The sequence below is a fragment of the Helicobacter jaachi genome, from assembly GCF_000763135.2.
In the GTDB taxonomy this organism is placed as follows: domain Bacteria; phylum Campylobacterota; class Campylobacteria; order Campylobacterales; family Helicobacteraceae; genus Helicobacter_C; species Helicobacter_C jaachi.
Genome location: NZ_JRPR02000011.1, coordinates 1 through 26,822, shown reverse-complemented (window position 1 = coordinate 26,822; position 26,822 = coordinate 1). Strand labels below are relative to the sequence as shown.

Sequence of the window (26,822 nt, the reverse complement as noted above, 5' to 3'; positions counted from 1 at the left end):
TTTTGCTCAAAAAAGCGCTCAAAATCGCGCATAGAAATAAGCCTCACATCTTTTTTGAAAAACGCTTGCAGGTTTTTAATCTGGCTTCTATACGCCTCTTAGGGTGCGATTTTGCATAAGTATGCTGCTAAAAGTATAGGCTAAGCCATTATTTTGCCCTTTTCCCACAAGCCCCGGAAAGCGCAATGCCGCGCAAAATAAATCTTTTATATCATCACACGCAAGTTTTAAAAGCTGCTCGCAAGTGTATTTTGAAAGTCCATAATAATTATCATGCGCCACCGGTGCGCGCTCATCATAAAGCCCACCATCTGTGAGACTAAGCGCATCAAAAGTAGAGCTAAAAATAATATTTTTGCAGCCCACTTGCTCGGAGAGCGTAATCACATTCATCATAGGCACGATATTATTATCAATATAGTCTTTAAAATTATGGCTCTGCTTCCCAATGGAGGCAAGGTGAAAAATGCACTCAATAGGCTTTGTGCCAACTGCTTGGCTAAGTTTAGACATATCTTGCAAATCCACACTTTTATAGCAAAATACAGAATCTGCGCCCTCTGCTTTTTTGTCTTGCAATATTTGTGCTACTTCATTTTCTAACTCTACTCTCCTGCCTAGCGCTATCACTTCATAGCCTAAATCCACAAGGTGCTTAGCTAATGCCCCGCCTACAAAGCCGCTAGCACCTGTAACTAGCATTCTCTTGCGTGTTGGCTGCTCCTGTGTGAAATGCACTCTATCTTGCATATTTGCTCCTTTTAGATTCTATACAAATCCTAAATGCGCTTTATCGGCATTTAAATATTCTAAAATCATTTTATTTTTCTCATGCGATACGCAGTGGTGATTGCACACTTTGCGTGGATTGACCTTAAAAAATGCCTTTTTATTCTCAAACCACCATTGTTTAAAGCTCACATCTTTAATAGAGCCTAGCATCGCCTCATCGATGTTATACGCCTTATCCTGACAAGGATAAATGCGCAAATCCGCGCCAATAACCATAAGCACTTGCGAATAAGGACACCAGCTATAAGATTTCTCAAAACTCTCCAATTGATAATGATAAGAATCATAAATCTCTATATCTTTGCCAAAGTCTGCCTTTGCGCGCGCTACTTCGTCCTTTACAGCTTCAAAAATCTTTTGATGATAGGCATTTGTTTGCGCGCTTTCATTACTCACAATCGTAGGAGAAATCTTAATGCTATCCACGCCTATATCTCTTAGAATCTTGCTCATTTGATAAATGGCTTGATAATTATCCTGTCCGACAATGTAGCTCACACCCAAGTAACATTTGCCCCCGATGTTTTTAAACGCCTCCATATTGCTAATAATCTTATCAAATTCGCCCTTCCCCGTGCCGCGTAGCTTTCTGTAGCTTTCATTATCATATCCGTCCATACTCACGCGCACCCAAGTGCCATATTTGGCAAACATCTCCGCCACCTCGCCATTTAAGCGCGCGCCATTTGTCAAAGTGGCAAACGATATAGGTGAATTAATAAGCTTTCTAAGCGTTTGAGGCATATATCTATACACTAAAGGCTCCCCCCCCCCGCTAAAGGTAATTGCTTTCACGCCCATTGCAACACAATCTTGTATGATTTCAAGCATTTTGGCTTCTGGGATATAATCACGCTCCACCATATCCTTACCTAATTGCATATCATTCTCCTTATACGCGCAAAACCAGCAATTATGATTACACACATTTGTGGGCTTAATGCGAATGTGCAGTGGCGCGAGCATGGGTTTATTATGCGGCAGAGAATCTATCTTGTCTTTAAAATGAAAGACTTTATATTTTGTATAGAGCAGTCCCATATTTAGTCCTCAAAATAGATAAATTCATAATCGCCCTTGTAGCCAAACTCTCTAAAAAGCCATATCCACTCTTCTGGACGAAAAAAGCTCTCGCATGTCAAAGCCCAGCATTGCAAATTAAATAGTTCTCTATTATTGCGATAGCCCTCCACTACCATATATTGCTGCTTGCCCACGCGCGCCATTTCTTGCAGAGCAGTTTTAAGATGAAAAATAGGTAGATTATGCAAAGTATTAAGAGAGAGCACTAAGTCAAACTCACCATCGCCAAAGGGCAGCATATCCTTTGCATCATGCACAAATAAATCTTTTGCTACTTCCTCTTTGGCGTGATTAATCGCATACACAGAAGTATCAAAGCCAGCAATGCGCGCATTAGGTAGTAATTTTTGCAATTCATAGAGTAAAAAGCCCTTTCCACAGCCCACATCTAAGATTTTAGAATCTGCTTTTAAATCATAAAGTGTAATTAACTCCCTTGCTACTCTCTCCCAGCGCCCATCATACTTATATCCACCATAGCCAAAGCGCCTATCACCGTCCCAAAAATCTTTTCCAAATTCCTTTGCCACGCCCATACACTCTACTTTAGAATCTAGCATACGCCCTAGATAATCTCTTTTTGTTTGCGTATGCAGCGGCGTAAAAATTGCTCTTAAAATACCCATTTGCTACTCCTTTAAAATTTTAAAAATTATAGAATCTACTCTGCCCCTACGCCGCTTTATGCACATTTAGATGAAATTGATATGGGGGGGGGGGGTGGAGACATTTTGCAAGCTAGAATCTAGCTCTAGCTCACCTTTTTTGAGTTTGTCCAAAATCTCATTGCTTTTGTGTTGTAGGCATAAGCTCCCGCACATACTGCGCGCATCAAATTGATTTGAAGCAAGTAATTGCATCACTTCCCAATATCGCTCGCCATTAATCATATCCTTAAAGCGCGTTTTGGTGATATTGCCAATATGAAACTTGCTATACTGCTCATTAAAGAGCATTCCGCAAGGCGCTACAAGCCCAGTGCCTGAAATCTGCAAATGCAAAGGCGGCGCATAGCAGCGCGCGTAAGAGCGATTAGCCCCGCTGCCGCTAGTGATTTTTGACCATTTGGCTTTGACTAAATAATCTTTAGTGCTATAAGATTCTGCTTCTTTTAATAAATCAAAGCATTCTTTATATTTATCATAATCCACGCCAAGCGCGCCATGCTCATCATCGCTGCAGTGTTTAATGACTAAATAATCTACACCTAATTCCTTGCCAAGTTTAGCAAGTGGCAAAATTTGGTCGGCATCTTGAGGCATAAGCACCATTTGCATACCTAAAGTTACACGCCAATTATGCGCTTTTTTAAGCTGCACTGCGGTTTTGATATTTTCACACACTTGCTCAAAATGCGCAGGTGTAACGCCCATAATCTCCGCATATCGCTGCGCTTCCCCACCAGAGAAATTAAATCTTAAATAAGTAAGATGAGGCAAAATCACTTTGAGCGCAGATTCTATAAGCACATAGCCATTACTTGCTAATGCCACATCAATACCCTTTTGCTTAATGTAGGCAATCACTTCTTTATAAATAGGATTAGCGCTGCTCTCCCCATCACTCACAAGGCTAATCGCCCTCACGCCCAAATCCGCGCAATCATCGACAAAATCACGCATAACCTGCATAGTAATCTTGTGGGGTTTGTTGCGTTGGAGCTGCGCATAGCAGAATTTACAGCTATATTGACACGCCTGCGTCAAAGCCATATCAATGGTAATAGGCGCTACTCTCTTACCCTCATACCACTGCCTTACTCTATCGCCATGCCACAATACTTTTGATGCATCAAGTATAATTTCACTCATTTTTTACTCCTTTGTTAATAAATTTTAGAATCTATCTCCAGCCCTTTTGTAGCCGCCGCCATTAAGCAAGAAATTTGCTCCTGTGGTGAGCATATTTTTCTTTTCACACAGCATGGCTACAAACTCGCCTATCTCATCTACCCTGCCAAATCGCCCTAGCGCTAAATGCGCCTTTCGTTCATTATATAAATGCGGGTGGGTGCGGGATTTTTTATCCCACGCGCTGCCCTTAAAGTTAATAATGCCGGGCATTACACTCTGTATGCAAATCTCATCACGCGCATAGAATCTAGCGCTACTTTGCACATAGGCATTAAGCCCCGCTTTTGCCGCGCAATACGCAGGGGGTGAATAACCATCAAGCGCGCAATCTGAAGAAATATGAATAATATGCCCATCGCGATTTTTCTGCATAATGGGCAAAAAATATTCATTTATCATCACACTTACGCCAAGATTAAGCATAATGGCTGATAAAAGCACATCTTTATTGAGCGGTTGGGCATCATGTGGGGTCTGCCCGCCAAGATTATGGATAAGGATTTGAGGCATAAGCTCCTTTTTTTGTAAATAGTCAATGAGTGTAGAAAGAGCATTTTCTTGCATTAAATCAAGCACAAGCGTATGGCATAAGCTCGGATAAGCGTTTTTCACCTCATCTAATCCATTTTTATCACGCGCCACTGCTACACAAACTATCCCGCGCTTTAATAGTGCTAGCGCAATCCCCCTGCCAATCCCGCGGCTTGCCCCGCTAATAAAGGCTACTCTAGGCACACTCGCCGCCAATATAAGTATGCAATATATAAGGTGTAAAGCACTCATAGATAATCCTTATAAGACTTACAGGGGGGGGGGCAGGCAATAAACTGCTCTATGCCCTGAATGGATAAGCCAAATTGCTCCCTGCCATAGTCTTGATTGCCAATGAGGTGGATAAAGGCATTCTCAAGGGCTAAAATCTCAATCATACGCTTAGATTTTTGCATAAGGTAAGTGCCTAAACCGCCATATTTATAATGCTCCTCTATGACTATAACGCGCTCATATTGCGCCATTAAGTCTATAATGCGCTCATTTGGAGCATTAATAAATGGGCAGCTTATGACGCTTATATCTTGCTTTTTGCCTACTTCTAGCACTAATGCGGCAATACTGCTATGTGTAATAAGTGCTATATGATGATTATTGCTTTGATATAGAATCTGCGGCGCGGTAATATCAAGGCTAGCGCTAGATTCTATAAGGTTAGGTTCGCCAGCTTTTGGGATTCTAATATAGCTAGGCTTGTTGTCATTATAGGCATACTCAAAGCAGGCGCGCGCTTGTATAGAATCTGAAGGTGAAAAAATATTAAGATTTGGCAAGCTTAAAGCCAAAGCAATATCCTCAATAGCATAATGCGTCATACCGCTTGGCATATAAGTAAGCCCACTGCCTGTGCCTACTAAAATCACAGGCAATTCCTGATAGCATATATCATTTCTCACCTGCTCATAAGGGCGCATAATCACAAAGGGCGCGATATTGTAATACACCACCTTTTTGCCACAAAGTGCTAGCCCTGCTGCCATTCCTACGCATAGGGCTTCATTAATGCCCGGATTTACATACTGCGCGCTAAAGTCTTTTTGATAATTATCCCACACACCAAGCCCTGCATCGCCGGTAATGAGCATAAACTCACTATTTTGTGCTGCCTTTTGCTCTACGCATTGCGCGATTGCATTTCTCATTCTAACTCCTTTAGGGCTTTGTCATACACTTCATTAGTCACTAGAAAATAATGCCACTCTAATTTATCCTCCATAAAGCTAACGCCCTTACCCTTAGTCGTATCGCATATAAGGCAAAGAGGCTTAGTGCTATTACTTTGCTGATAGGTTTTTATACACTCGCGCATAGCCTTAATATTATGCCCATCTACCCTCACGCATTCCCAACCAAAAGCCTGCCATTTAGATTCTAAAGGCTCAAAGCTCACTAGCTCGCTGCCGCGCCCATAGCCTTGTAGATTATTTCTATCCACAAGGGCGATGAGATTATTTAAATTATATTTAGGAGCAAACATCGCTGCTTCCCACACGCTGCCTTCTTGAATCTCACCATCACCCATAAGCGTAAAAACATATCGCTTGCGCGTGCTGGGCTTATTTTTTAACGCCATTGCCATACCTACGGCTATGGGCAATCCATGCCCTAAGCTGCCTGCTGATATTTCAATATATGGGCTGCTTTGCCTATCTGTGTGCGCGGGGAGGCTGCCGGCGTTTTTATAATATCCTTCAATTTGTGCTTTACTCATAAAGCCCTTATGATACAAACTCGCATAAAGCGCCATAGCAGAATGGGCTTTTGAGAGTAAAAACATATCGCGATGAATAAACTCTGGCTCCTCTGCGCGCGGGATATACATCACTTCAAAAAATAATGTATATAATATATCCGCACACGATAGTGCAGAGGCAATATGCGGAGACTTAGCACTTTTAGCAATAGATAAAATGCTCTTTCTTATATCTTTAGATTCTATCTTACGCACAAGCCACCTCCGCGCCAAAAGCAATAAAAGCACAGATAGAATCTGCCTCTCCAACACGCGTGTGTGCAATATTTTGACCGATTGCATTACAGACACCTAATGTATAACGGGGGGGGGGAGATACTAAATGTTTGAAATATTGCGCGAGGGCTTGCTCGATGCCATTTTTATCGGTGGATAGAATCTGCAAATGTGGCAAAATCTCCATAAGTTTAATATCATCACTATCCATACAATGGCTTCTGCCCAAATCCTTAAAATAATTATCCGCGCCCACGCCAACCATAATTACGCCCATATTATGCTCGCATATATCATAGCGTATCTGCTCATACGCGCGCATTACTAAAAATGGGATTTGCGCATATACTACAGGCTTTAATCCTGCTAGATACATACCCGCTGCCATACCTAGCATAGCTTGCTCGGCTATGCCTACATTAAACACACGCGCAGAAAAATGCGCAAAATAATCATCTAGCACCGAAAACCCCATATCGCCCACTAATAACGCCATATCTTTATCATTTGCAAAGTATGGATAGAGCGCATTCATCACTTCTTTTTTAGTCGCTAAAGGCTTTTTATGCATTGCCACTCCTTACATTTATAGAATCTGCTATAGAATCTGGCATTTTATAGCCGTCCTGCGTAGGGCAGCGGTAGTGATACATAGCCTTATTTTCTATCATAGCTAAGCCTTTGCCCTTAATAGTGCGCGCTAGAATAATGCTCATATTGCTCTGCGTATGGTTGAAAAATGCGCTATATGCCGCTCTTAGCTCATTTTCATTATGCCCATCTACATCATAGAATCCACTATCCACATACGCGCTAAGCACACGCGCAAGGCGGTCTGTATCAAGTCCTACATGCTGCATATAATCCATAGCACACAAGCCATTTGCATCAATAATCACAAGCAAATTATCTAATTTAAAGCGATAAGCCAATGCCAAAGCCTCAAAATTGCTCCCCTCCTGCATTTCACCATCGCCAATAATGCAAATGACTTTTTGCTTTTTGCCCTGCATTTTAAAACTCTGCGCTATACCCACAGCCAGCGGCAGCCCATGCCCTAAACTACCCGTTGAAGCCTCTAGCATAAATGTTGGTGTATAGCTCACGCAACCCTTAAGTTTAGAATCTACGCTCCCAAAATGCTCCATTTCGCTATCAGGGATAAATCCTAGTTCGTTTAAAATCACATAATACGCATAGCAGCCATGCCCTTTAGAAAATATAAGCCTATCGCGCGCGCTATCTGTGGCATTATGCGCATTGAAATGCAAAAATTCTCTAAAAAGCACGCTTAAAATCTCCACACTTGAAAGTGAGGGGGCTAAATGCCCAGCATTATGCCTACAAGAAAAGGCTATGGTTTTTTCCCTTATGAGCTTTGTTTGTATCATTTACTCCCTTTTATAGAATCTAGATGCTTAACACCCACGCAAAGTGCTAGCAGATAATGCGCCATGGGATAAAATCCCGTATGCACCACCTCATCATTCATACTAAACACAAAGCAATGGTTAAAATACTTTTGACAAAACATCTTAAGCTGCTCTCCACTCTTACAATTAATGTGTTCTGCTTTGCTTAGCGCACTTGCATACACTTGACTTTCAAGACTAGGCATACCAAGCACGGCTACCCCCCCCCCCCCCCGAAAGCGGGATTTGGAGCTTTGAGCGCGCGTGTAATGTTACGCATAAACTCATCTTCTTTATCAGGGTGAATATGCTCTAGCACATCAAGCGCATACACGCCATCAAATTCATTCTCACATGGCTCTTTAGTTAAATCTAGCACGCGCAGCTCCATATTATCCGCGCGACCAAGCTGCTTTGCCTGCTCGATAAACACCTCATCATAATCTGTCGCCACTAGCGTGCCAACCCTTTGGGCTACAATGCTAGAGAAAAACGCATCTGCACAGCCTAGCTCAAGCACTCTATCAAGCCCGCTTAGCATTTTTGAGACAAATTTATAGCGTGAGGCGCTTACTGCTACGCGCACGGGGTCATTCCAATAAGTATGCGAGGACATATAGCCCATACTTGCGACTTTAGATTCATAATGGGCTATGCATTCATTGTATGAGTGCGTTTTGGCAACTTTTTTACTCATTTTTACTCCTTTATCGTTTTACAAAACTTATATACTGCTGCCCTCTACCCCACGCTTGTGAGAATGTAGACATATTTGCAATGCCCTGCACGCTTAAATGTGCCTCATCTCTCAAAGCAGCCACACACTCGCGCACACTTTGCAAAAAGAAATCTCCCAAATCCTCATTCTCCGCAAGGATAGAATCTAAAATCGCGCAAATGGCTGGAAGCTCTGCTTTGCAAGAGAGATATGCTGCAATACTTGCCCTAAATGCCACAAGACGCTCATATAGCCTTTCATTGCGCCCATTTTCACGCCAAGAATACGCAAATCGCGTGCATAGAAGTATATGCCTAAAGCGCTCAAACTCATGGCAAAATGTATCCGCGTATGAGTAGCTCATATCTTTATACCAACTCAAATTTCCTATCATATTAGGCGAGCTCCCCAGTAGTTCGATAGATTCTGTATTTGTATGGAATTTGCTCGCAGAGCCTGTCTTTGGAGGCTCTTGCCCCCCCCCCCCCCGCTACTTGTCTAAATAACTTTATACAAGTAGCTATATTGTGGGGATTTGCGATATTAGATGCGGGATTTAAAATATTATCAATCACCCAATCTCTAATGGGGCGTGAGGCAAATTTAAGATGCAATAAATGCGAGCTAAAGGCGCTAGCAAGCAGGCTTACTTTTTGTTCAAAATCTTTTACGCCTTTAATGAGCGCAAAGCCTAGTATGCGCCGCAAATCCTCAAAAAAGTAAGAAAATTCACACATGCTTGTAACCACTACCGCGCCATCTTTTTTAGTAGCGGCATAGAGGCTTTGCACCACTTCGCGCGCCTCTTTTTCACTAAGCCAAGGCAAAAATCCCTCCGCTATGACAAAATCATATATTTTTTCACTTTTATAATCTTGCAAAGTGCAAGGATAGATTCTGTATTGCTCTTTGGGGATATTATGCTCTGTAAAAAGCTTTTGCATTTGCTCCCTGCCTGCGGCATTTGGCTCGACAATATCAACCTGCGCGCCAAGGTGTAGAAATAAAAGCGTGTTATATCCGCTCCCTGCGCCAACCTCAAGTATGCTAGCATTTCTAAACGCAAAAGGGTGGATGCCCACAAGCTCATAGAGCCTTTTGCGCCTTTGTAAATGCGCGCTAAAATCACTAATATCCTGCGAAACAGGCGATATATGATGCTCACCATAGAATCTTAAAAACTCATTCATACTCCCTCCTTTAAAATCTTAAATGAAATTAACATGCTTTACCTTCGCTTCTAAGATGTCTTCTAAAAACTCATTAATCGCATTTGGGCGGCAGTTTTTAGGGCATTTGCTCACATCTAGGCTAGATTCTAAAAAAGCCTTAATCTGTGCGCGCTTCTCACCATTCCAAATGGCATAAAAATCCTGCTCATAAATATTTCCATACACAAATTCTTGTCTATCCCAGTAAGGGAGGCAAGTTGCCATATCGCCCGCAGAATTAAGCGTGGTGATAAAGCTACACCCGCGACAATGCTTATAGTGCCGCTCTTCTTGCGTATTGCGAAAGGCATTTTCACGCGCAATAACCTTAAAATGACTATCCTCATAAGATTTTGCCTGCTTTATAAGGCTATCTAAATCTGCTAGAGCCTCATTTTGGCGATACTTTTGCTGCTGATTTTGAAATACAAAAGGCTTAATGGATATAAAATCCACGCCGCAGCCCTTAAGCGTGGCGACACCCTCCAGCAAGGAATCTTTATTCTCATTCAAAAGCACAAATTGCGCACCCAAATCAAGCTCCAAGCCTTCCTCTTTTCTCAATTTTGTGGCGTAAGTGATATTGCGCACGACTTTAGCCATTAGATTGCCCCCCCCCCGGCAGTTGGTTTGTGTATCTTGGCGTAAGTCTCGCCATTACCGCCATTGAAACTAAAGCGCAAAAATTTAAGGTAAGGCAACACCGCTTGAGCCTTTTTCTCGCTTAACATCTCTCCATTACTAAACATGCCCGCATCAATGCCAAGCTCCTTTGTATGCTGCACAAATTGCCCAATATCAGGGTGCAAAAGCGGCTCGCCCTCCCCTGCATAAAGTATGCTTTTCACCCCCAAGCCGCAAGCCTCATCAAGAAAGCTTAAAAATCGCTGCGTATCAAGCTTTCTGTTAGGATAATTAATATAATCATACGCGCAAAATACGCAGCGATGATTGCATAGTCCAACGGGAGAAACTTCCATATAAATAGGGTAGCAATCACCCCTCAAAGCGTATTCTGCCACGCGCTCAAAGTGATAATGTAATTTGTGAGAATCTAACATAAACTTTTGGCTCATCTTTATCCCTTTTAAATAAAATTTATATGTCCATTTGGGTGCTGAAGCTCCCATAAATAGCGATTTACAGAATCCATACGGCAATTTACGCGGCATTGTGAAATATCTAACTTCTCTCGCACATATTCGGCGCTTTTCTTTCTCTTTTCACCCGTCCAAATCTCTTCAAAACTCTGCTCATTAATGTTCCCATACGCAAATTTATCCTGCCCCAAATAGCAGCTACACCCATATACATCGCCATTTGAGGAGATATATCCCCAAAAATATGGCGTAGAATAGCAGGTAGTATAGGGCTGCTTAGTTTGGAGTTTGCGCATAGTGGAGGCGCGAAACACAACGCTAAAATGCTCATCATTTAAAGTTTCAAGCTGAGATTCTAAAGAAAGATACGCACTATAGTCTAATCCCTCATACTGGCGCGTTTTACTGAATAAATGCTGCGAATAGGGCTTAATGACTAAGTAATCCACTCCAATGCCCTTAAGCCTATGCGCTAAAGCAAAAGCTGTGTGGTAATTTTGCGGTAAAAGTAGCATTTGCGCACCTATGGTGCAAGTGCTTTGCAATTCTTTCCTTAAGCGCACACTTAGGGCTAAGTTTGCTAGCACTTTTTCAAAATCTGCTTCTTTTGTGCGATGAATAAGCGCATAACTCTCCTTATCGCCGGCATTAAGGCTTACTTTTATCCAACTTGCGCTCTGTAAAATGAGTGGGAGATTTTTCTCACTTGCTAGCACAAAATTAGTAGTAATGCCTACATCAACGCCACTTTGCACGCTTATAGCGCTCATTTGCGGCAAATCTTTATGTAAAAATGGCTCGCCCTCCCCTGCAAACATTACACTTTTTACACCCAGTCTGCCCATCTCTTCAATGCGTTTGGCATATACTTCTAAATCAATCTTAATGCTTTTATAGCCCATATAATCCACGCCACAAAAGGTGCAGCGGTGATTACAGCCACCATAGGGGGATACTTCCACATAAATGGGATAAATATGCTTTTCTTTTTCCCAATCGCCATAAGCCTGCTGCCACGCACTTACACGCTGTGGGTGAAAAATGAGTTTGTGAGAATCTATGCGAAACTTATCACTCATGCTCTAATCCTAAACCATAATCACCCATAGCAAGCGCGCGCGTTTCACTCTCGCTTAAATCCCTTATGTGCTTAATATCTACAGAAGTGTGTCCAAACTCTTGGAGGCGATTAGTTTTAACCTTAATATCACAAGGATTACAATGCCCAAAAACAAAGCAAGGACGATAAATATCCTCAATGCGAAAATCAGGATTTAAAATACTGCCAACAGGCGTGCGTGACTCATATAAATCTGAATGGCAGCGATAAACATTGCCATTAGGTGAGATGAGCAGCTCAGTAGTTTTGCAATCACAGAATCTATTGACATTTTGGGCAATAGCTTGAGGATATTTGTAAGTGCCATACCACTCCTTACCATCAAAGCCTAGATATTCTTTTAAGCGAAAGTCAATGCCCTCTTTTAGGCATATTTCTTGCACTTTTTTAATATGCTCTAAATTGCTTGGCGTAGCTACTGAATAAATGCCCACATAAAAGCCTGCATCGCGCATTTTGTGATGCTTTGCAATCAAATCTTGTATTTTATTTTGCCCAGGGTGGTAGCTCACGCGAATGGCGGCATATTTGGCATCGCGCGTAAATTTGTATGCAGGAATCTTATCAATAAACTCATCTACATTAAACATAAAATTAGTGAGCAAATCCAGCTTAAACTTATCGGGTATGCCATTTACAAGCTTGTAAAATCCCTTATAAGTCGTAGGCTCACCACCTTGCAGTGTAAGGGGAATATCATCTCTCCATACACCATTTTCATCACGGATATCTAAGCGATTAATAAAATTTAGCCATTCTTCTGGCTCGATATGCGCGCGCATAACGCTTTTTCGCGTAGCGTTGGCTTCGTTGAGATTTATACAATATGGGCAGGCGAGATTACAATTAAGAGTGAGAAATAAAGCTATATAGTTATACGGGGGGGGGGGTAATAACAGAAGTTTGATGTAAATTTTGCATGTCTCTTCTAATCCTTTATTTTTGTTTTATTCTATGGTGGAGTGTAGGGGGGTCGAACCCCTGACCTCAACGCTGCCAGCGTTGCGCTCTCCCAACTGAGCTAACACCCCTTATTTTCAAAAGCTAGGATTTTACTTCATTTAACTTAAATTATGATAAATTCAACTCGTGGTAGTGCTTCAAATACACCTCGTGCATACTATTTTGGAGCTTCTCATACCAATGCTCATCGCTAAAATCAGGCGTATAAGCTTCCATAAGCACTACTCTTGCCTTATCTGTTTTAATCTCCATAGGTGAGCTATTATATAATTTACGCGTATTAATAAGCACAGCAGGCTGGATTCTAAGATTAAGCTTTGAGGCAAGAATCTTAGCTCCTGCTTTAAAGGGCAAGAATTTCTCCCCACCTTTGCTCCTTGTGCCTTCTGGGAAAATGGCAATGAGGCGATGATTGGCTAGCGCCTTTTTGGCTTCTTTGAGCAGAAAAACAATGCCATTTTTATCCTCTCTATCAATGAGTATCATATCTGGACCTTTGAGCGCATGCCCATAGAGTGGGATTTCACCAAGTTGCTTTTTTGCCACCCAACAGATATTAGCCGGGTGAAATGCCTCAAAATAGATAATATCTGTTACACTTTGATGATTTATCACAAGCAGTTGCGCGTCCTTATCATACTCGCCTATACGCTCTACATGCAAGCGATTAAATGAGAAAAACCAGCGGCACTGCTTTCTTGCCCATCTGCCATTGCTATGTCCGCGTGTGAGGTAAATCTGCGCAATGATAATAGGCAAATAAAATGCAATAGAAAGTGTGGCTATCACGGCTCTAATTTTTGCTAACATATGCTTTCCTTATCCAACCGACTTTAGATTCTATAATGACTTTATAATAATCCTCATATTCCCCTATAATGGCTACTTTTGTGGGGGATTTCACCACCTCCATAATCGTAGAATTATGCGTAGGGATAATGCTCACATTTGCCCCAGCCTGCGCTACTCCAGAAGTCGCGCTAAAAAATACATTATACGCAAGCACTAATCCCAACATCACAAGCAGCGCCAATGTGATTTTACGCGCCCTTTTGAACACCACCCACACAAGCAAAGCAAAAACAATAAGTCCGCCTATGAAAAGATTTTTAAACATCAAAAAGGTATTGCGCGGCTTAATATCGCCCACATCTTGAATATTACGCACAAGATTAATGGGCAAAGTGATAGTTACGAACTGCTTTTGCGCAAGGCTAAAATAATCAAAAGAGAGCGAGCGTATGGATTTATCAAGCACGACATAGTAGATTCCATAAGTTATATCATCAACGATTTTGCGCTGCTCCAAGCCCTGTTTTGCGTAATTGCCAATTTTCATTTCATTAAGATTACTGCCCTTGCACTCAATTTGAAAAATGATAATATTATTGCCTTCATCATATTCTTTAACGCGATAATCCACCACCTCCATAGAATCTGCAATCACATGAGCATAATTGACATTGCTTGTAAGCTCCACAGCTTGAAACCTCGCCCCATTTGCGAGCACTTCTTGCTCATAGCTACCATCACTTGCCGCTACTCTCACGCGCAAAGGCGGCAAGGTTACATCTTTGCCCTTAATAGTAAAAATATAAGTGTTTTGAAACACCCCATCACTGCTTTTTTGCCAACTTGAGCCTTTATTTTTTAGCTCCACATTGCTCTTTGGGCTTAAATCTATAAAATCCACACTTGAAAGCACAGCATTTGAAAGGAGTGTAAGGCTATATTTCACCTCAATATCCTGCCCCACATATAGGCTCGTATCCGTATTTGGAAAACTTACATTAAGATAGGCTATTTTTGCCTCATTAGCGGCGCATATATTAAATAAAAATAAAAGCACATAAACAAATAAATGCCCTCTTTGCCTCATCTTATGCCTTTATGCTTTCTTGCGATACGCTAGCTTGCACAAGATTATCTAGCATCATTTTGCCATCACAACTCCCCAGAATATGCTCAATAGCGCGCTCGGGGTGGGGCATTAAGCCAAAGACATTTTTAGATTCATTACACACGCCCGCGATAGAATCTAGCGAGCCATTAGGATTATCCACATACTCGAGCAAAATCTGTCCATTATCCCTTAGGCACTCTAATCCCGCTTCATCAATAAAATAATTACCATCGGCGTGTGCAATAGGCAGCTTTAGAATCTCATTATCCGCATAGGAGCGCAAAAAAGCATTATTTTTATTCACTACTTTCACGCTTTGCATTTTAGAAATAAAATGCAAATTTACATTACGCTTTAGCGCGCCGGGCAGCAACCTCGCCTCGCATAGAATCTGAAATCCATTGCAAATCCCAAGCACATAGCCGCCTTTATGCGCAAAATCCTTAATCGCGCCCATAATAGGCGAAAACTGTGCGATTGCCCCACACCGCAGATAATCCCCATAACTAAAGCCTCCGGGTATAATAACTAAATGGCAATTATCAGGCAAAGCACTATCTTTATGCCATATAATGCTAGCCTCTACGCCCAGTGTGGAGAGGGCATAGCGCGTGTCAAACTCACAATTTGTCCCCGGAAAGCGAATAATGGCCACACTCATCTACAAATCTCAATATAATAATCTTCAATCACTACATTTGCTAGTAATGCCTCACACATCTCCTGCACTTTTTTGTGCGCAACTTGCTCGCTTGTCTCATCTAAATCTAGAATAATTTCTTTTGACATTTTTACACTTTTTAAACTCTCAAAACCATGCGCGCTTAGAGCGTGATAGATAGCTTTAGCTTGCGGGTCTAACACGCCACTTTTAAGCGAAATAAGCACTTTTACTCTCATAGCCTGCCTTTATTTAGATTCTATAATGCGGTGTAGCACTTCCTCATATGCCCTTTTCACATCGCCTAAATCCTGTCTAAATCTATCTTTATCAAGCTTTTGATTGGTGTTTTTATCCCACAAACGGCAGCTATCAGGGCTAATCTCATCGGCTAAAATAATCTCTCCTTCCCCATCACGTCCAAACTCAAGTTTAAAATCCACAAGCTTCAAATCCACCTTGTCAAAAAATACTCTTAGAATCTCATTCACTCTTAAAGCCTGCGTTTTAAGCACTTCTAATTCATTAAGTTGCGCAATATCCAAAATCAAACAATGCTCATCATTAATAAGTGGGTCGCCCAGTGCATCATCTTTATAATACAGCTCCACAAGGCTAAAGGGCAAAACCTTACCCTCCGTTATGCCTAAACGCTTTGTAAGCGAGCCTGTAGCGATATTTCGCACGACCACTTCAATGGGAATAATGCTCACCTTTTTACACAGCATAGCCCTATCATTGAGTTTTTTTACAAAATGCGTAGCTATGCCCTCTTTTTCTAGGAGCATAAAAAGCAATGTGCTAATTTGGCAGTTAAGCGCGCCTTTACCGCTTTCTGCGCCTTTTTTCTGCGCATTAAAAGCAGTCAAATCATCTTTAAACTCCGCAATCACATAATGTGGCTCATTTGTAGAAAATAACCGCTTGCCTTTGCCCTCATAGAGCATTTCTTGCTTATCCATATCCCCTCCTTACTTGCTTTGAGTAGAGGCTATCACACCCCATGCTTTTAGCACATCAATAGCGCTCTTAAGCTGAATATCTTTATAAATCATCTCTTCTGTGAGCAGCTTTTTATCCTCATTTTGTGCTTCTGCTTTGTTTGATTGCACCTTGCTTAACTCGCTTTGCAAATGCCGCTTCAAATCAGATTCTTTAATGCTAAAGTTATTTTCATTCTCTGGCGCACTGCCCGGATACACAACAATATCAGGCATAATGCCCACAGCTTGGATTGTCCTGCCACTTGGGAGATAATACTTTGCAGTAGTAAGCTTAATTGCCTCATCTTTATCAATTTGCATAACCGTTTGCACGCTGCCTTTACCAAATGTCTGCTCACCTACAAGCACGCCACGCTTTGTATCTTGCAATGCACCCGCTACAATCTCGCTCGCACTCGCACTTCCACCATTTATAAGCACCACCACTGGCACATCAGCATAAGGGGCGGATTTTGCCTTATATTCGATATTATCATTTTTCGTGCGCCCCTTTTGTGAGACAATCACGCCACTTTTAATAAATAGCCTGCTTAAATCAACTGCTTGGTCAAGCACACCGCCTGGGTTATTGCGCAAATCTAGCACAATGCCTTTTATTTTATCAATTTGCTTCAATTCACTAAGCACATTGCGCGTTACATTTTTATCAAAAGAAGTTACGCGCACATACACAAAATCACTATTGCTAATTTTACGCACCTTTACAGAATCTATCTTAATAATATCACGCACAATGCTAAAACTTAGAGGCTTTGGCTCGCCACTGCGCACAATGGCTAAATCCACCTTTGTATGCGGCGCGCCACGCATAAGATTTACCGCATCATCAATACTCATATCAAGCGTGGTTTTGTCATTAATTTTTAAAATCACATCGCCACTTTTTAGCCCTGCCTTATCTGCTGGCGTATCCTCCACAGGCGCAATTACGGTCAATGCACCATCTTTTAACCCCACAGTAATGCCAATCCCACCAAACTCACCATCAGTATTAGCGCGCAAGTCATCAAATTTCTTTTTGTTTAAAAAATTTGAATGCGCATCAAGATTGCTCAAAAGCCCATCGATAGCCTTATCTGTAATCTCATCAAAGCTTAATTCATCAACATAATTTTCCTCTATAAGCCCCATAATACGACGAAGTTTTTTTAAGGATTCTAGCTTATTTACCTCTTGCACTTTTGGCTTGCTCTTTTGTGTCTCATCAGCCGATAGCCCCACAAACACAACTGAACTTGCCACCAAAGAAATAATAATGCCCGCCAAGAGGACACGCGATTTATTCATCATTGCCACTGCCTTTGTGATATGAAATTTGCAGAATTTTAGGTTTATGCAAAATGCAGATTTTACCTAAAAATATATATATTTCTCCAACAAAAGCAAAATAAGCAATTTTCGCTCCCACTTCTTTAGCTAAATCTTAGCAGTGAAGCAAATTTATAAGAATATTATTTTTTAGTGTTACAATGCGCGGCTAGATTCTATAATTGCAGCGCTATGGGCATTACCACGCGCCAAGGCTAGATTCTATAAACATTCAAAAATTAAAGGAGAAAAAATGCCATTACTTGATAGTTTTAAAGTCGACCATACGCGTATGCCAGCCCCTGCTGTGCGATTAGCCAAAACTATGCAAACACCAAAGGGCGATGTGATTAGCGTATTTGATTTGCGCTTTACACGCCCAAATTGCGAGCTTTTAAGCGAAAAAGGCATTCACACATTAGAGCATTTGATTGCAGGCTTTATGCGCGAACATCTTAATGATGGGAGAGTTGAGATTATTGATATTTCGCCAATGGGCTGCCGCACGGGATTTTATATGAGTGTGATAGGCGCGCCTAATGAATATGATGTAAAAGACGCATGGGAGGCAAGTATGCGCGATGTGCTAAGAATCCGCAGTGAAAGCGAAATACCAGAGCTAAACATCTATCAATGCGGCACAGCAAAAATGCACTCACTCAAAGAAGCCCAAGAAATAGCCCAAAAGGTGCTTGATAGAGGTGTTGGCGTAATGGACACACAGGAGCTGCTGCTTAAAAATCTCGCATAAAATGCGCTAAATTATGCAAAGTGGAGGGGATAAGAATAAATAGTTGCATATACAACTATTTACTAAAATGCATTAAAATCCCCACATCTTTTTGGTTACTCACATAGTTTAGGAGAAATGCAATGAAATTTTCTACTTTAATTCCCGCATATTTATGTGTGTCTTTGTGTGTATTGCTCTCACTAAGTGGCTGCAAGGATTCTCAAGCTCAAAAGAAAGAGCGTCCCCCACTTAGTGTGAATACACAAACTATCACTGCTCAAAATATAGCCCTTAGCTTTGAATACCCCGGGCGCTTAAAAAGCGTGCAAAGTGCGAGCGTATATGCGCGCGTGCAAGGTATTTTGTTAGAAAAAAACTTTAAAGAGGGCGATATTGTCACAGAGGGCGCAAAGCTTTTCAAAATTGACCCCGCGCGCTATCAAGCCAAAGTCAATCAAGCAAGAGCGCAGTATCAAGCTGCTGAAGCAAATTTTATTAAAGCAAATCGCGACTGGCAGCGCGTGGAAAAAATGTATAAGCAAGGCGTTTATACTATCGAGCAGTATGACCAATCACGCTACAATTTTCTCTCCGCGCAAGCCAATGTCGCTAGCACAAAAGCCGCACTTGATGATGCAGAGATTGATTTAGGCTATACAGATGTGATTGCTACTATTAGCGGGCGCACAAGCACGCGAAGCTATGATGTGGGCAATCTTGTAGGCTCAAGCGGACGCGATATATTAACCACCATCACACAACTAAGTCCCATATACGCGGAATTTTCTATCCCTAGCAGGGATTATTACTTTATGCGTGGGCTAGAGAATAACCGCATTCAAGTAGAATTTGTGCTAGGCAATGGTATGGTGTATGAGCAAAAGGGCAAACTAGATTTTGTCGATAGCGTGCTAGATTCTGAAACGCTTAGCGTGAAAGCGCGCGCTATTATGGATAACCAAGCCCATAAGCTTTTACCCAATGAATTTGTGCGCGTTCGCTTAAGTGGCTTTGAGGCTCAAAATGCTATTAGCATTCCTCAAAACGCACTTTTACAAGATGCAAAAGGCAGTTATGTATTTGTCATAAAAGATGGAAAAGCCCATATCGCGCGCGTAGAAATAGGGCAAGAAGTGGGCAAATCTAATATCCTTGTCTTAAATGGATTGCAAAATGGCGATGTAGTGGTGCTTAACCAACTTACTAAAATACGCGAAAATGCGCCATTGCAAATCGCGCCGCAAACTCCGCAAAATCCACAAGCAGGCAATACAGAATCTAAAAATGGGAAGACAAATTAGGAGCGAAAAATGTCAAAGTTTTTTATAAATCGTCCCATTTTTGCCATGGTTTTATCCATAATCATCACGCTTGTGGGGGTGATTAGTATGTTTGTGCTGCCTGTGGAGGAGTATCCGCAAGTAGTGCCAAATGAAGTGGTCGTAACTGCAAGTTATCCAGGTGCTAGCGCTGAAGTTATGGCAAACACAGTGGCAAGTGTGCTAGAAGATTCTATAAATGGCGTAGAGGGTATGCTGTATATGAAAAGCTCCTCTTCATCAACAGGTGCGCTTAATCTCAATGTATCTTTTGCTAATGATTCTGATGCAGATATGGCAATGATTAATGTCAATAACCGCGTGCAGGCAGTCCTTAGCCAACTTCCACAAGAAGTGCAGCGACTTGGCGTATCTGTGCGCAAGCGCTCCTCTACAATGCTTGCTGTGTATGCGCTTTTTTCAAACAATCCCGCACATACGCAAACCTACATTGCAAATTATGCTATTTTAAATATCATTAATGAGTTAAAGCGCGTGGAGGGCGTAGGTGATGTAACTTCATTTGGTAGTAGAGACTATTCTATGAGAATCTGGCTTGATATAGAAAAGCTTGCTCAATATAATTTAACACCCTCCGAAGTGGCTGCTGTCATATCAGAGCAAAACTCGCAATTTTCTGCTGGGAGCTTTGGTGCAGAGCCTGTGAGAAGTGACTTAGCCTTTACTTATTCGGTTACAACACAAGGGCGATTTATTAGCTCTGAAGAATTTGGCAATATCATTATCCGCTCAAATAGCGATGGTTCGGCATTGCGGCTTAAGGATATTGCTAGAATTGAGCTGGGGGCGAAAGAATATAGCGTTACGCCTATGTTTAATGGTAATCTTGCCTCTGCGTTTGGGATAAATTTGCAGCCCGGTGCTAATGCGCTTGATGTCTCCACGCGCGTGGAAGCAAAAATGCAAGAATTAGCCAAAAAATTCCCTGAAGGCTTGCAATACAAGCGTGCGTATGATACGACAAAATTTGTCAAAGTGTCCATACAAGAAGTGCGCAAGACTTTTATTGAAGCCATTGTGCTTGTGGTGATTATTATGTATTTTTTCTTACAAAATATTCGCGCCACTATTATCCCTGTGATAGCCATTCCTGTGAGCATTATAGGCACATTTGCTGGTATGTATGCGCTAGGATTTTCTATTAATCTCCTCACACTCTTTGGGCTTATCTTAGCCATTGGGATTGTGGTAGATGATGCCATTATTGTCATTGAGAATGTGGAGCGGATTTTGCACACTGAGCGTGATGAAAATGGCAATAAATATTCCGTTAAAGACGCCACTATAAAGGCAATGGGCGAGATTCAAGGACCTGTGGTGGCAATCGTGCTGGTTTTATGCTCTGTATTTATCCCTGTAGCGTTTATCGGCGGCTTTAGCGGAGCGATTTATCAGCAGTTTGCCATTACTATTGTTATTTCAGTGGTGATTTCTGGCTTTGTTGCGCTCACACTTACTCCCGCACTCTGCGTTTCTATCCTCAAATCCCATGAACCTAAGCCTTTTTATATAGTGAAACGCTTTAATGACTTTTTTGATTGGCTCACACACAAATTTGGGGAACAAATCGTGCGAGCATTACGGCTTGGGCTAGTTATGGTCTTAATCTTTGCAGCTATCATTGGTGCTACTTGGGGACTTTTAGTCAAACTCCCTACCGGACTTGTGCCAGAAGAGGATAAGGGCGATGTGCTAGCCTTTATGTCCCTGCCTCCTGCCTCATCACTCTCGCGCACTATAAATGAGGGCAAAAAGGCATTGGCGATTTTACATGATGATAACAATGTGCAATCCACCATGCTAATCACTGGATTTGATATGCTCTCTTCAGCAGCTAGAACTAGCTCGGCTGCGATGTTTATCACGCTTAAAGATTGGAGTGAGCGCAAGAAAAAAGAGCAGAAATCTCAAGCCATAGCACTTAAATATAATGGTGTGCTTAATGGCGCGCTCGATGCAGGCGTGTATGTAACCACGCCACCTGCTATTATGGGACTATCCATCGCAGGAGGATTTGAAGTTTATATCCAAGATAGAAGTGGAGGCACTATCAAAGATTTAGAAAAATATGCTAATGCCATAGTAGCCGCAGCATCAGAGCGCAAGGAGCTTGCGGGTGTGCGCAGTATGTTTAGTGCAAATATCCCTCAATACTTTTTAACCCTCGATAGAGAAGCAACTAAGGCTATGGGAGTTAAAGTAAGCGATGTTTTTGCCGTGCTGCAAAGCACTTTTGGACGCTCTTATGTGAATGATTTTAACCTCTATGGACGCACTTATCAAGTAAATATCCAAGCTGATAGCGCCTTTAGAGAATCTGTAGCAGATTTAAGCAAAGTCTTTGTGCGCTCAAGCAGCGGCAAGCTTATCCCCATTAGCTCACTTGTGAAAACAGAGCGCGTCATAGGACCAGATATTATTGATAGATTTAATCTTTTCACAGGAGCCAAAATTATGGGTGGCACAAAAGATGGCTACTCAAGCGGTGATGCGCTTAGAGCCATTGAGGAAGTAGCCGCTGAAATCTTGCCAGAGGGCTATACGCTGGCCTACACAGGCTCAAGCTATCAAGAGAAAAATGCCAGCGGCACAGGCGCTGTGGCATTTGTCTTTGGGCTTATATTTGTGTTTTTAATCCTATGCGCGCAGTATGAGCGGTGGCTTATGCCGCTAGCAGTGCTTACCGCTGTGCCTTTTGCGGTGTTTGGCGCAGCTCTAGCCACGGCTCTAAGGGGATTAAATGCAGATATTTATTTTAATATTGGGCTTGTTATGCTTATCGCCCTTGCGGCAAAAAATGCGATTTTGATTGTAGAATTTGCGCAGCACTTGCATGAAAAAGAGGGCAAAAGTATTTTTGAATCTGCTGTTGGTGCGGCAAAATTACGCTTCCGCCCTATTATTATGACTTCACTAGCCTTTAGCATTGGTGTGCTACCCCTTGCACTCTCTAGCGGTGCGGGTAGCGGAAGTCAAAATGCCATTGGCACAGGCGTGATTGGCGGAATGCTCGCGGCGACATTTATTGCGATATTTTTTATCCCGCTCTTTTGGACATACATCGCGCGCCTAAGTGCGTGGCTCAAAAGCAAGAGAGATATTTAACTAAATAGCTTATAATCTCTAAAAATTTATTTTGGAGATAGCTATGCCCAACCCTTCTTTGGAATCTAATGCTTTACAATTAACGGGGGGGGGGGATAGAGCAGAATGCTAGACTCTATAAACATTTTGTTATCCTAATCCCCGCGTATAAACCTAGCCCAAATCTTATCTCCCTCGCTCATTCGCTTATTGAACAAAAATTCACTCTAGTTGTTGTTAATGACGGCTCTCCTGCGGCATTTGATAGTATTTTTAATGCCCTTGATAAACAAGTAATTTTGCTAAAAAACGCCACAAATATCGGCAAAGGCGGGGCTTTAAAACATGGCTTTAATTATATCCTTAATCACTTTACGCAAATTCAGGGCATTATCACGCTTGATTGTGATGGGCAGCATAGCGTAGATGATGCGCTAAAGCTTGCGCGCGCATTTATAGAATCTAGTGCAGAGCTGGCTATTGGCGTGAGGGATTTTGGCGGGAAAATCCCCTTTCGTAGCAAGTTTGGCAATACACTCACCCGCAACATTTTTAAAATTATGTTTGGCAAAAAGCTAAAAGACACTCAAAGCGGACTGCGCGTGATAAGCCCAAATCTAGCACGCACCATGCTTGCAAGCGCATATAATGGCTATGAATTTGAAATGCAAATGCTCATTAATGCCTGCTATGAGCATCTCACTATCCTGCAAGTGCCTATCCAAACCATTTATATCGATAATAACGCCTCCTCGCACTTTAATCCCGTGCTAGATTCTCTTAGTATATATTTTGTACTTTTCCGCCATATTGGTAATTCCCTGCTGACTGCGCTTATTGATTATGCTATCTTTGCGCTAGCTTTTAGTTTGGGTGCTAGCCTCTTTGTGTGTATGCTTAGCGGGCGGATTGTAGCGGGTGTGTTCAACTTCATGGTAGGCAAACATTTTGTGTTTAAAACTAAATCTAATCTCGCCTTTGAGATTACCACTTATACGCTGCTTATGTTGTGCCTTATGTTTATTTCTATGCAAGGCATTGCTTTTATTTCCCATTACACCAATATAAGTGAGATTATTATTAAGCCTATTTGTGAATTAATGATTTTTGCCGCAAGCTTTTTGGTGCAGAGATTTTTTATCTTTGCGCCCAAAACGCAGATTTTAGATTCTATAAATACAGAATCTAAAGCCACAAATTGGGAGCAATACTACGCTAAAAGGGCGCATAAAGGCTTTAAACTCTCACTACTCACACGTAAAATAAGCGCAAATCTCATCATTAATTTGCTCAAAAAATATAGCCACCCGCAGAGCTTTTGCGAATTTGGTGGAGGCGATAGCTGCTTTTATGAATCCATACGCAAAGCCTACCCGCAAGCCTTTTATATCGTATTTGATAATGCCACAAATGGTGTAAAAGCCTTTAATGAAAAATATAAAGACCTCCCACCGCACAGGCAAGAAGCGCGATTGGTCAATATTATAGAATCTAAAAGCCTAAGCGCATATCAGCAGGGCTTAGCAAGCGCAAGCCAAGATACTGCGAATGGATTCTATGATGGCTTTGATGTGGTGTTTTCAGCCGGACTTATTGAACATTTTGACGAAAGTGGGACAAAAGATATGTGTCTTAAACATTTTATGTGTGCTAAAAGCGGGGGCATTGTGCTGCTTACATATCCCACGCCCACACTGCTCTATCGGTGCATTAGATTCTGTGCGGAGAGATGCGGTATGTGGGAGTTTCACGATGAGCGTGCGCTGCTTTTTAAAGAAGTGCATAATGTGTGCAAAGAGTATGGTGAGCTTAAAGCACGCAGGCTTAATGCCTACATTGGGCTTACTCAAGAAATTTTAGTGTATCAAAAATTTTAAGGAGGCGTAATGCATTTGTCTTTAGCATTTTTATCATTTTTTGTAGCCGTGTTTTTGCCCGGAAGCATTGTCTATGGCTGCATACAAAAATTTATCCTACACAAATCCATTAAGGATAATGTCGCGCTTTTTATTGTTGCGAGCTTTATTTTAAGTTTGTGCGTTAATTTTTATCTCATCTATGCGCTCATCGCACTTGGTATTTACACAAAGGCGGTGGTTTTAGGCATAGTAATTATAGAATCTGTGCTGTTTTTATGGCTTTTTGGTAGGGAGATTATTACGCCCTTAAACATACCAAAGGTATTTTCTCAAGGTCCGCTCACTGCGCAAATCCTCTATATCATTGGAGTTATTATTGCACTTTGCACCTTTAATAAATTGCTAGAGGGCGGCATTTTTACAGATTGGGACGCGGTGGTCTCTTGGGATAGATGGGCGACTGCCTGGGCAAATGGGCATTTTGTGCTTAATGATTGGGCATATCCGCAGCTTTATCCTATGCTGCTTTCATTAGGCTATGTGCTAAGCGAGCAGCCCTCAAGCTTTCAGGGCATTGGCAGGGCGATATATTGGTATTTTCTCTGTGGCGGTATGCTAGCGAGTGCGTTTTTGTTTAATGCCTCTACTTTAGGCTATCAGGCGCGTTATGCTATGTTTGGTATTGTGGCAAGTGTGCTTACCTATGTGGTGCTATTTGGTATGGTTAAGCAATTTTATGTAGGCTATGTGGATATGCCTGTGGCGATGATTATTTTCATATCCGCGCTTTGTCTGTTAAGGGCTAGCCTTTTAGAATCACAAAGCCTAGATTCTATAAATACAGAATCTACAAATAAGCGCGTAACAGAACATTTCACACAAAGTGATTTTTATATTATTTTAGGGGCTTTAAGTGCTGGGATTAGCGCAGAAGTGAAACAAAGCGGGCTATTTTGGTGCGTGTGCTTTTTGCTTGGTGTGTGGATACTTACTAAAAAACGGGGTTTGAAAATATTTTGGCTCTCCTTAGCTTTAGTGCTAATTTTTACGCTACCTTGGGTAATTATAGCCTTGTATAAAAAGCTTATTTTACACACCGATGCGACCAATATGAGCTATGTGATGAATGATATTTTTCTAGGCAAGGGATATTTTGAGCGCCTTACAGATGCCATAAAGCATAATAAAAATCTCTTTTTATTGTTTCTCGCCTCACTTTTATCGCTTAGATTGCCGCATAAAATATTGGGACTTATGGGTGTGTGCGGCTTTGTGTATTTTATCTTTTGGGGTATGTGTTTGAGCTATGACTTGCGTAATTTGCAAGGTGGCTTGCCACTTATGATTATCGCGCTAAGTGGTGTGGTGGTGTATTGCTACCCGCTTTTGAAAAATCTTATCGTATATGTGCGCAAATATCTACCAATGCTCTTTATGGGAGGGATTGTCGTGGGTCTTGTTGCGGGATATTTTGCACAGGATAGAATCTTAAAAAGCGAAGAAAAAAGAAAAATATGCCTAAGCGGCTGTGCTGTAACTAATCTCTTGCTAAAATCCTTTGATGAATATGGCAGGGAAGCAATCATTACAAGCAATCAGCTCTTAGTCTATGTGCCAAAATTTGAGCGCAAGGAGATAAAATATTTTGCCTTTGGCAAGCATATCAAAGAGGGGGAATTTGAAGCATATGCTACAAAAATGAAAGAGGAATTAGGGAAATTTTATATTCTCGTGCCAGATGAGCAATACACGCGCTATGCGGAATTTCTTAAAAACGCCATTATGCTAGGCACGGAGGGCGGCTACACGCTTGTGTATATGAAGCCTTAGTTGCCATCAAGCTTTGGGGTGCTGAGGATTATAAAATCTAAAGTCTCACCAAAGACATGAAATTAGAAAAATTACAGAATCTAAAGAAGTCAAACAGATACTTAGCCTAAAAACTTGATGTGGCAAAATGGCTTAGATTCTATAACCCCCAGCACTTAGCCTTAGAAAAAGTATCTAAGCTATAGTATCTAGCCTATAGATTCTATATCAAGCCTATAGAATCCAAACTACAGAATCCAGCCTTTAAAATCTAAACACAGAATCTAGATTCTATAACCCACAGAATCTAAAACCTCTTCTTATTCACATCATCTAATATGTCTTTAG

General features: G+C 41.6%; 28 protein-coding genes and 1 tRNA gene. 5 read left to right on the top strand and 24 right to left on the bottom strand.

Going from position 1 to position 26,822, the window contains the following annotated elements:
* Positions 1-87: 87 nt before the first annotated feature.
* The 24 genes from LS71_RS08695 to LS71_RS08590 form a co-directional block, all read right to left on the bottom strand.
* Entirely contained in the window at positions 88-750 is a 663-nt protein-coding gene (locus LS71_RS08695) for an NAD-dependent epimerase/dehydratase family protein (protein ID WP_034357075.1), read from the bottom strand.
* An 18-nt stretch (positions 751-768) separates the two neighbouring features.
* Complete coding sequence (locus tag LS71_RS08690; RefSeq protein WP_034357073.1) at positions 769-1,833, bottom strand: radical SAM/SPASM domain-containing protein; 1,065 nt, start codon at positions 1,831-1,833, stop codon at positions 769-771.
* A gap of 2 nt (positions 1,834-1,835) precedes the next feature.
* Positions 1,836-2,501, bottom strand: a complete 666-nt coding sequence (locus LS71_RS08685) for a class I SAM-dependent methyltransferase (protein ID WP_034357071.1) — start codon at positions 2,499-2,501, stop codon at positions 1,836-1,838.
* 66 nt (positions 2,502-2,567) lie between these two features.
* A complete protein-coding gene (locus LS71_RS08680; RefSeq protein ID WP_138109916.1) occupies positions 2,568-3,686 on the bottom strand; it encodes a radical SAM/SPASM domain-containing protein in 1,119 nt (372 codons plus the stop codon).
* Between the two features lie 24 nt (positions 3,687-3,710).
* The gene (locus LS71_RS08675; RefSeq protein ID WP_052058211.1) at positions 3,711-4,511 is read right to left on the bottom strand and encodes an SDR family oxidoreductase; all 801 of its coding nucleotides are present in this window, start codon (positions 4,509-4,511) and stop codon (positions 3,711-3,713) included.
* Positions 4,508-5,422 carry a transketolase family protein gene (locus LS71_RS08670; RefSeq protein WP_034356804.1) on the bottom strand — a complete coding sequence of 305 codons (915 nt, stop codon included), beginning with the start codon at positions 5,420-5,422 and terminating at the stop codon, positions 4,508-4,510. The genes LS71_RS08675 and LS71_RS08670 overlap by 4 nt, the downstream gene beginning before the upstream one ends.
* Positions 5,419-6,315, bottom strand: coding sequence for a transketolase (locus LS71_RS08665; protein WP_081946307.1), 897 nt, complete (start codon positions 6,313-6,315; stop codon positions 5,419-5,421). The genes LS71_RS08670 and LS71_RS08665 overlap by 4 nt, the downstream gene beginning before the upstream one ends.
* The gene (locus LS71_RS09740) at positions 6,221-6,820 is read right to left on the bottom strand and encodes a transketolase family protein (RefSeq protein ID WP_052058209.1); all 600 of its coding nucleotides are present in this window, start codon (positions 6,818-6,820) and stop codon (positions 6,221-6,223) included. Before LS71_RS09740 ends, LS71_RS08665 begins: the two co-directional genes overlap by 95 nt.
* A complete protein-coding gene (locus LS71_RS09735; protein WP_052058205.1) occupies positions 6,813-7,640 on the bottom strand; it encodes a 1-deoxy-D-xylulose-5-phosphate synthase N-terminal domain-containing protein in 828 nt (275 codons plus the stop codon). The genes LS71_RS09740 and LS71_RS09735 overlap by 8 nt, the downstream gene beginning before the upstream one ends.
* Entirely contained in the window at positions 7,637-7,867 is a 231-nt protein-coding gene (locus LS71_RS08655) for a hypothetical protein (protein WP_052058212.1), read from the bottom strand. The genes LS71_RS09735 and LS71_RS08655 overlap by 4 nt, the downstream gene beginning before the upstream one ends.
* 11 nt (positions 7,868-7,878) lie before the next feature.
* Complete coding sequence (locus tag LS71_RS08650) at positions 7,879-8,358, bottom strand: class I SAM-dependent methyltransferase (RefSeq protein ID WP_034356813.1); 480 nt, start codon at positions 8,356-8,358, stop codon at positions 7,879-7,881.
* 10 nt (positions 8,359-8,368) lie between these two features.
* The gene (locus LS71_RS09730) at positions 8,369-8,773 is read right to left on the bottom strand and encodes a hypothetical protein (RefSeq protein WP_238700393.1); all 405 of its coding nucleotides are present in this window, start codon (positions 8,771-8,773) and stop codon (positions 8,369-8,371) included.
* Between the two features lies 1 nt (position 8,774).
* Positions 8,775-9,569, bottom strand: a complete 795-nt coding sequence (locus LS71_RS08645; protein ID WP_238700392.1) for a class I SAM-dependent methyltransferase — start codon at positions 9,567-9,569, stop codon at positions 8,775-8,777.
* 18 nt (positions 9,570-9,587) lie between these two features.
* On the bottom strand, positions 9,588-10,193 hold the full coding sequence (locus LS71_RS08640) for an SPASM domain-containing protein (protein ID WP_034356123.1): 606 nt from the start codon (positions 10,191-10,193) through the stop codon (positions 9,588-9,590).
* Complete coding sequence (locus LS71_RS08635; RefSeq protein ID WP_034356125.1) at positions 10,193-10,666, bottom strand: radical SAM protein; 474 nt, start codon at positions 10,664-10,666, stop codon at positions 10,193-10,195. Before LS71_RS08635 ends, LS71_RS08640 begins: the two co-directional genes overlap by 1 nt.
* 11 nt (positions 10,667-10,677) lie before the next feature.
* The gene (locus LS71_RS08630) at positions 10,678-11,769 is read right to left on the bottom strand and encodes a radical SAM/SPASM domain-containing protein (protein WP_034356128.1); all 1,092 of its coding nucleotides are present in this window, start codon (positions 11,767-11,769) and stop codon (positions 10,678-10,680) included.
* On the bottom strand, positions 11,762-12,592 hold the full coding sequence (locus LS71_RS08625; RefSeq protein WP_238700391.1) for a radical SAM protein: 831 nt from the start codon (positions 12,590-12,592) through the stop codon (positions 11,762-11,764). Before LS71_RS08625 ends, LS71_RS08630 begins: the two co-directional genes overlap by 8 nt.
* A gap of 173 nt (positions 12,593-12,765) precedes the next feature.
* Positions 12,766-12,841, bottom strand: a tRNA-Ala gene (locus tag LS71_RS08620).
* A 40-nt stretch (positions 12,842-12,881) separates the two neighbouring features.
* Complete coding sequence (locus LS71_RS08615; protein ID WP_034356134.1) at positions 12,882-13,583, bottom strand: 1-acylglycerol-3-phosphate O-acyltransferase; 702 nt, start codon at positions 13,581-13,583, stop codon at positions 12,882-12,884.
* Positions 13,567-14,652: an SH3 domain-containing protein gene (locus LS71_RS08610; protein WP_034356137.1), complete on the bottom strand. Its 1,086-nt coding sequence runs from the start codon at positions 14,650-14,652 to the stop codon at positions 13,567-13,569. Before LS71_RS08610 ends, LS71_RS08615 begins: the two co-directional genes overlap by 17 nt.
* A 1-nt stretch (position 14,653) precedes the next feature.
* Complete coding sequence (purQ, locus tag LS71_RS08605) at positions 14,654-15,337, bottom strand: phosphoribosylformylglycinamidine synthase subunit PurQ (protein WP_034356140.1); 684 nt, start codon at positions 15,335-15,337, stop codon at positions 14,654-14,656.
* Positions 15,334-15,576 carry a phosphoribosylformylglycinamidine synthase subunit PurS gene (gene purS, locus LS71_RS08600; RefSeq protein ID WP_034356143.1) on the bottom strand — a complete coding sequence of 81 codons (243 nt, stop codon included), beginning with the start codon at positions 15,574-15,576 and terminating at the stop codon, positions 15,334-15,336. Before purS ends, purQ begins: the two co-directional genes overlap by 4 nt.
* A 9-nt stretch (positions 15,577-15,585) precedes the next feature.
* Positions 15,586-16,299 (bottom strand): phosphoribosylaminoimidazolesuccinocarboxamide synthase, encoded by a 714-nt coding sequence (gene purC / locus LS71_RS08595; protein ID WP_034356147.1) that lies wholly within the window; start codon positions 16,297-16,299, stop codon positions 15,586-15,588.
* A gap of 9 nt (positions 16,300-16,308) precedes the next feature.
* Positions 16,309-17,631 carry a S41 family peptidase gene (locus LS71_RS08590; RefSeq protein WP_034356151.1) on the bottom strand — a complete coding sequence of 441 codons (1,323 nt, stop codon included), beginning with the start codon at positions 17,629-17,631 and terminating at the stop codon, positions 16,309-16,311.
* Between the two features lie 271 nt (positions 17,632-17,902).
* Here LS71_RS08590 and luxS point away from each other — a divergent pair, with 271 nt between their 5' ends.
* The 5 genes from luxS to LS71_RS08565 all read left to right on the top strand — a co-directional run bounded on the left by luxS (position 17,903) and on the right by LS71_RS08565 (position 26,495).
* Positions 17,903-18,400: an S-ribosylhomocysteine lyase gene (gene luxS / locus LS71_RS08585; RefSeq protein WP_034356154.1), complete on the top strand. Its 498-nt coding sequence runs from the start codon at positions 17,903-17,905 to the stop codon at positions 18,398-18,400.
* 122 nt (positions 18,401-18,522) lie between these two features.
* Positions 18,523-19,683 carry an efflux RND transporter periplasmic adaptor subunit gene (locus LS71_RS08580; RefSeq protein WP_034356157.1) on the top strand — a complete coding sequence of 387 codons (1,161 nt, stop codon included), beginning with the start codon at positions 18,523-18,525 and terminating at the stop codon, positions 19,681-19,683.
* Positions 19,684-19,692: 9 nt separating this feature from the next.
* Positions 19,693-22,827, top strand: coding sequence for an efflux RND transporter permease subunit (locus LS71_RS08575; protein ID WP_034356160.1), 3,135 nt, complete (start codon positions 19,693-19,695; stop codon positions 22,825-22,827).
* A gap of 95 nt (positions 22,828-22,922) precedes the next feature.
* Positions 22,923-24,683: a glycosyltransferase gene (locus tag LS71_RS08570; RefSeq protein ID WP_338034457.1), complete on the top strand. Its 1,761-nt coding sequence runs from the start codon at positions 22,923-22,925 to the stop codon at positions 24,681-24,683.
* A gap of 9 nt (positions 24,684-24,692) precedes the next feature.
* A complete protein-coding gene (locus LS71_RS08565) occupies positions 24,693-26,495 on the top strand; it encodes a hypothetical protein (protein ID WP_034356163.1) in 1,803 nt (600 codons plus the stop codon).
* Positions 26,496-26,822: the final 327 nt, after the last annotated feature.

Excerpts from the sequence above, each read along its gene's own strand:
- LS71_RS08695 (WP_034357075.1), bottom strand. The coding sequence starts at position 750 with ATGCAAGATAGAGTGCATTTCACACAGGAGCAGCCAACACGCAAGAGA.
- LS71_RS08690 (WP_034357073.1), bottom strand. The coding sequence starts at position 1,833 with ATGGGACTGCTCTATACAAAATATAAAGTCTTTCATTTTAAAGACAAG.
- LS71_RS08685 (WP_034357071.1), bottom strand. The coding sequence starts at position 2,501 with ATGGGTATTTTAAGAGCAATTTTTACGCCGCTGCATACGCAAACAAAA.
- LS71_RS08680 (WP_138109916.1), bottom strand. The coding sequence starts at position 3,686 with ATGAGTGAAATTATACTTGATGCATCAAAAGTATTGTGGCATGGCGAT.
- LS71_RS08675 (WP_052058211.1), bottom strand. The coding sequence starts at position 4,511 with ATGAGTGCTTTACACCTTATATATTGCATACTTATATTGGCGGCGAGT.
- LS71_RS08670 (WP_034356804.1), bottom strand. The coding sequence starts at position 5,422 with ATGAGAAATGCAATCGCGCAATGCGTAGAGCAAAAGGCAGCACAAAAT.
- LS71_RS08665 (WP_081946307.1), bottom strand. The coding sequence starts at position 6,315 with ATGCAATCGGTCAAAATATTGCACACACGCGTGTTGGAGAGGCAGATT.
- LS71_RS09740 (WP_052058209.1), bottom strand. The coding sequence starts at position 6,820 with ATGCATAAAAAGCCTTTAGCGACTAAAAAAGAAGTGATGAATGCGCTC.
- LS71_RS09735 (WP_052058205.1), bottom strand. The coding sequence starts at position 7,640 with ATGATACAAACAAAGCTCATAAGGGAAAAAACCATAGCCTTTTCTTGT.
- LS71_RS08655 (WP_052058212.1), bottom strand. The coding sequence starts at position 7,867 with ATGCCTAGTCTTGAAAGTCAAGTGTATGCAAGTGCGCTAAGCAAAGCA.
- LS71_RS08650 (WP_034356813.1), bottom strand. The coding sequence starts at position 8,358 with ATGAGTAAAAAAGTTGCCAAAACGCACTCATACAATGAATGCATAGCC.
- LS71_RS09730 (WP_238700393.1), bottom strand. The coding sequence starts at position 8,773 with ATGATAGGAAATTTGAGTTGGTATAAAGATATGAGCTACTCATACGCG.
- LS71_RS08645 (WP_238700392.1), bottom strand. The coding sequence starts at position 9,569 with ATGAATGAGTTTTTAAGATTCTATGGTGAGCATCATATATCGCCTGTT.
- LS71_RS08640 (WP_034356123.1), bottom strand. The coding sequence starts at position 10,193 with ATGGCTAAAGTCGTGCGCAATATCACTTACGCCACAAAATTGAGAAAA.
- LS71_RS08635 (WP_034356125.1), bottom strand. The coding sequence starts at position 10,666 with ATGAGCCAAAAGTTTATGTTAGATTCTCACAAATTACATTATCACTTT.
- LS71_RS08630 (WP_034356128.1), bottom strand. The coding sequence starts at position 11,769 with ATGAGTGATAAGTTTCGCATAGATTCTCACAAACTCATTTTTCACCCA.
- LS71_RS08625 (WP_238700391.1), bottom strand. The coding sequence starts at position 12,592 with ATGCGCGCGCATATCGAGCCAGAAGAATGGCTAAATTTTATTAATCGC.
- LS71_RS08615 (WP_034356134.1), bottom strand. The coding sequence starts at position 13,583 with ATGTTAGCAAAAATTAGAGCCGTGATAGCCACACTTTCTATTGCATTT.
- LS71_RS08610 (WP_034356137.1), bottom strand. The coding sequence starts at position 14,652 with ATGAGGCAAAGAGGGCATTTATTTGTTTATGTGCTTTTATTTTTATTT.
- purQ (WP_034356140.1), bottom strand. The coding sequence starts at position 15,337 with ATGAGTGTGGCCATTATTCGCTTTCCGGGGACAAATTGTGAGTTTGAC.
- purS (WP_034356143.1), bottom strand. The coding sequence starts at position 15,576 with ATGAGAGTAAAAGTGCTTATTTCGCTTAAAAGTGGCGTGTTAGACCCG.
- purC (WP_034356147.1), bottom strand. The coding sequence starts at position 16,299 with ATGGATAAGCAAGAAATGCTCTATGAGGGCAAAGGCAAGCGGTTATTT.
- LS71_RS08590 (WP_034356151.1), bottom strand. The coding sequence starts at position 17,631 with ATGATGAATAAATCGCGTGTCCTCTTGGCGGGCATTATTATTTCTTTG.
- luxS (WP_034356154.1), top strand. The coding sequence starts at position 17,903 with ATGCCATTACTTGATAGTTTTAAAGTCGACCATACGCGTATGCCAGCC.
- LS71_RS08580 (WP_034356157.1), top strand. The coding sequence starts at position 18,523 with ATGAAATTTTCTACTTTAATTCCCGCATATTTATGTGTGTCTTTGTGT.
- LS71_RS08575 (WP_034356160.1), top strand. The coding sequence starts at position 19,693 with ATGTCAAAGTTTTTTATAAATCGTCCCATTTTTGCCATGGTTTTATCC.
- LS71_RS08565 (WP_034356163.1), top strand. The coding sequence starts at position 24,693 with ATGCATTTGTCTTTAGCATTTTTATCATTTTTTGTAGCCGTGTTTTTG.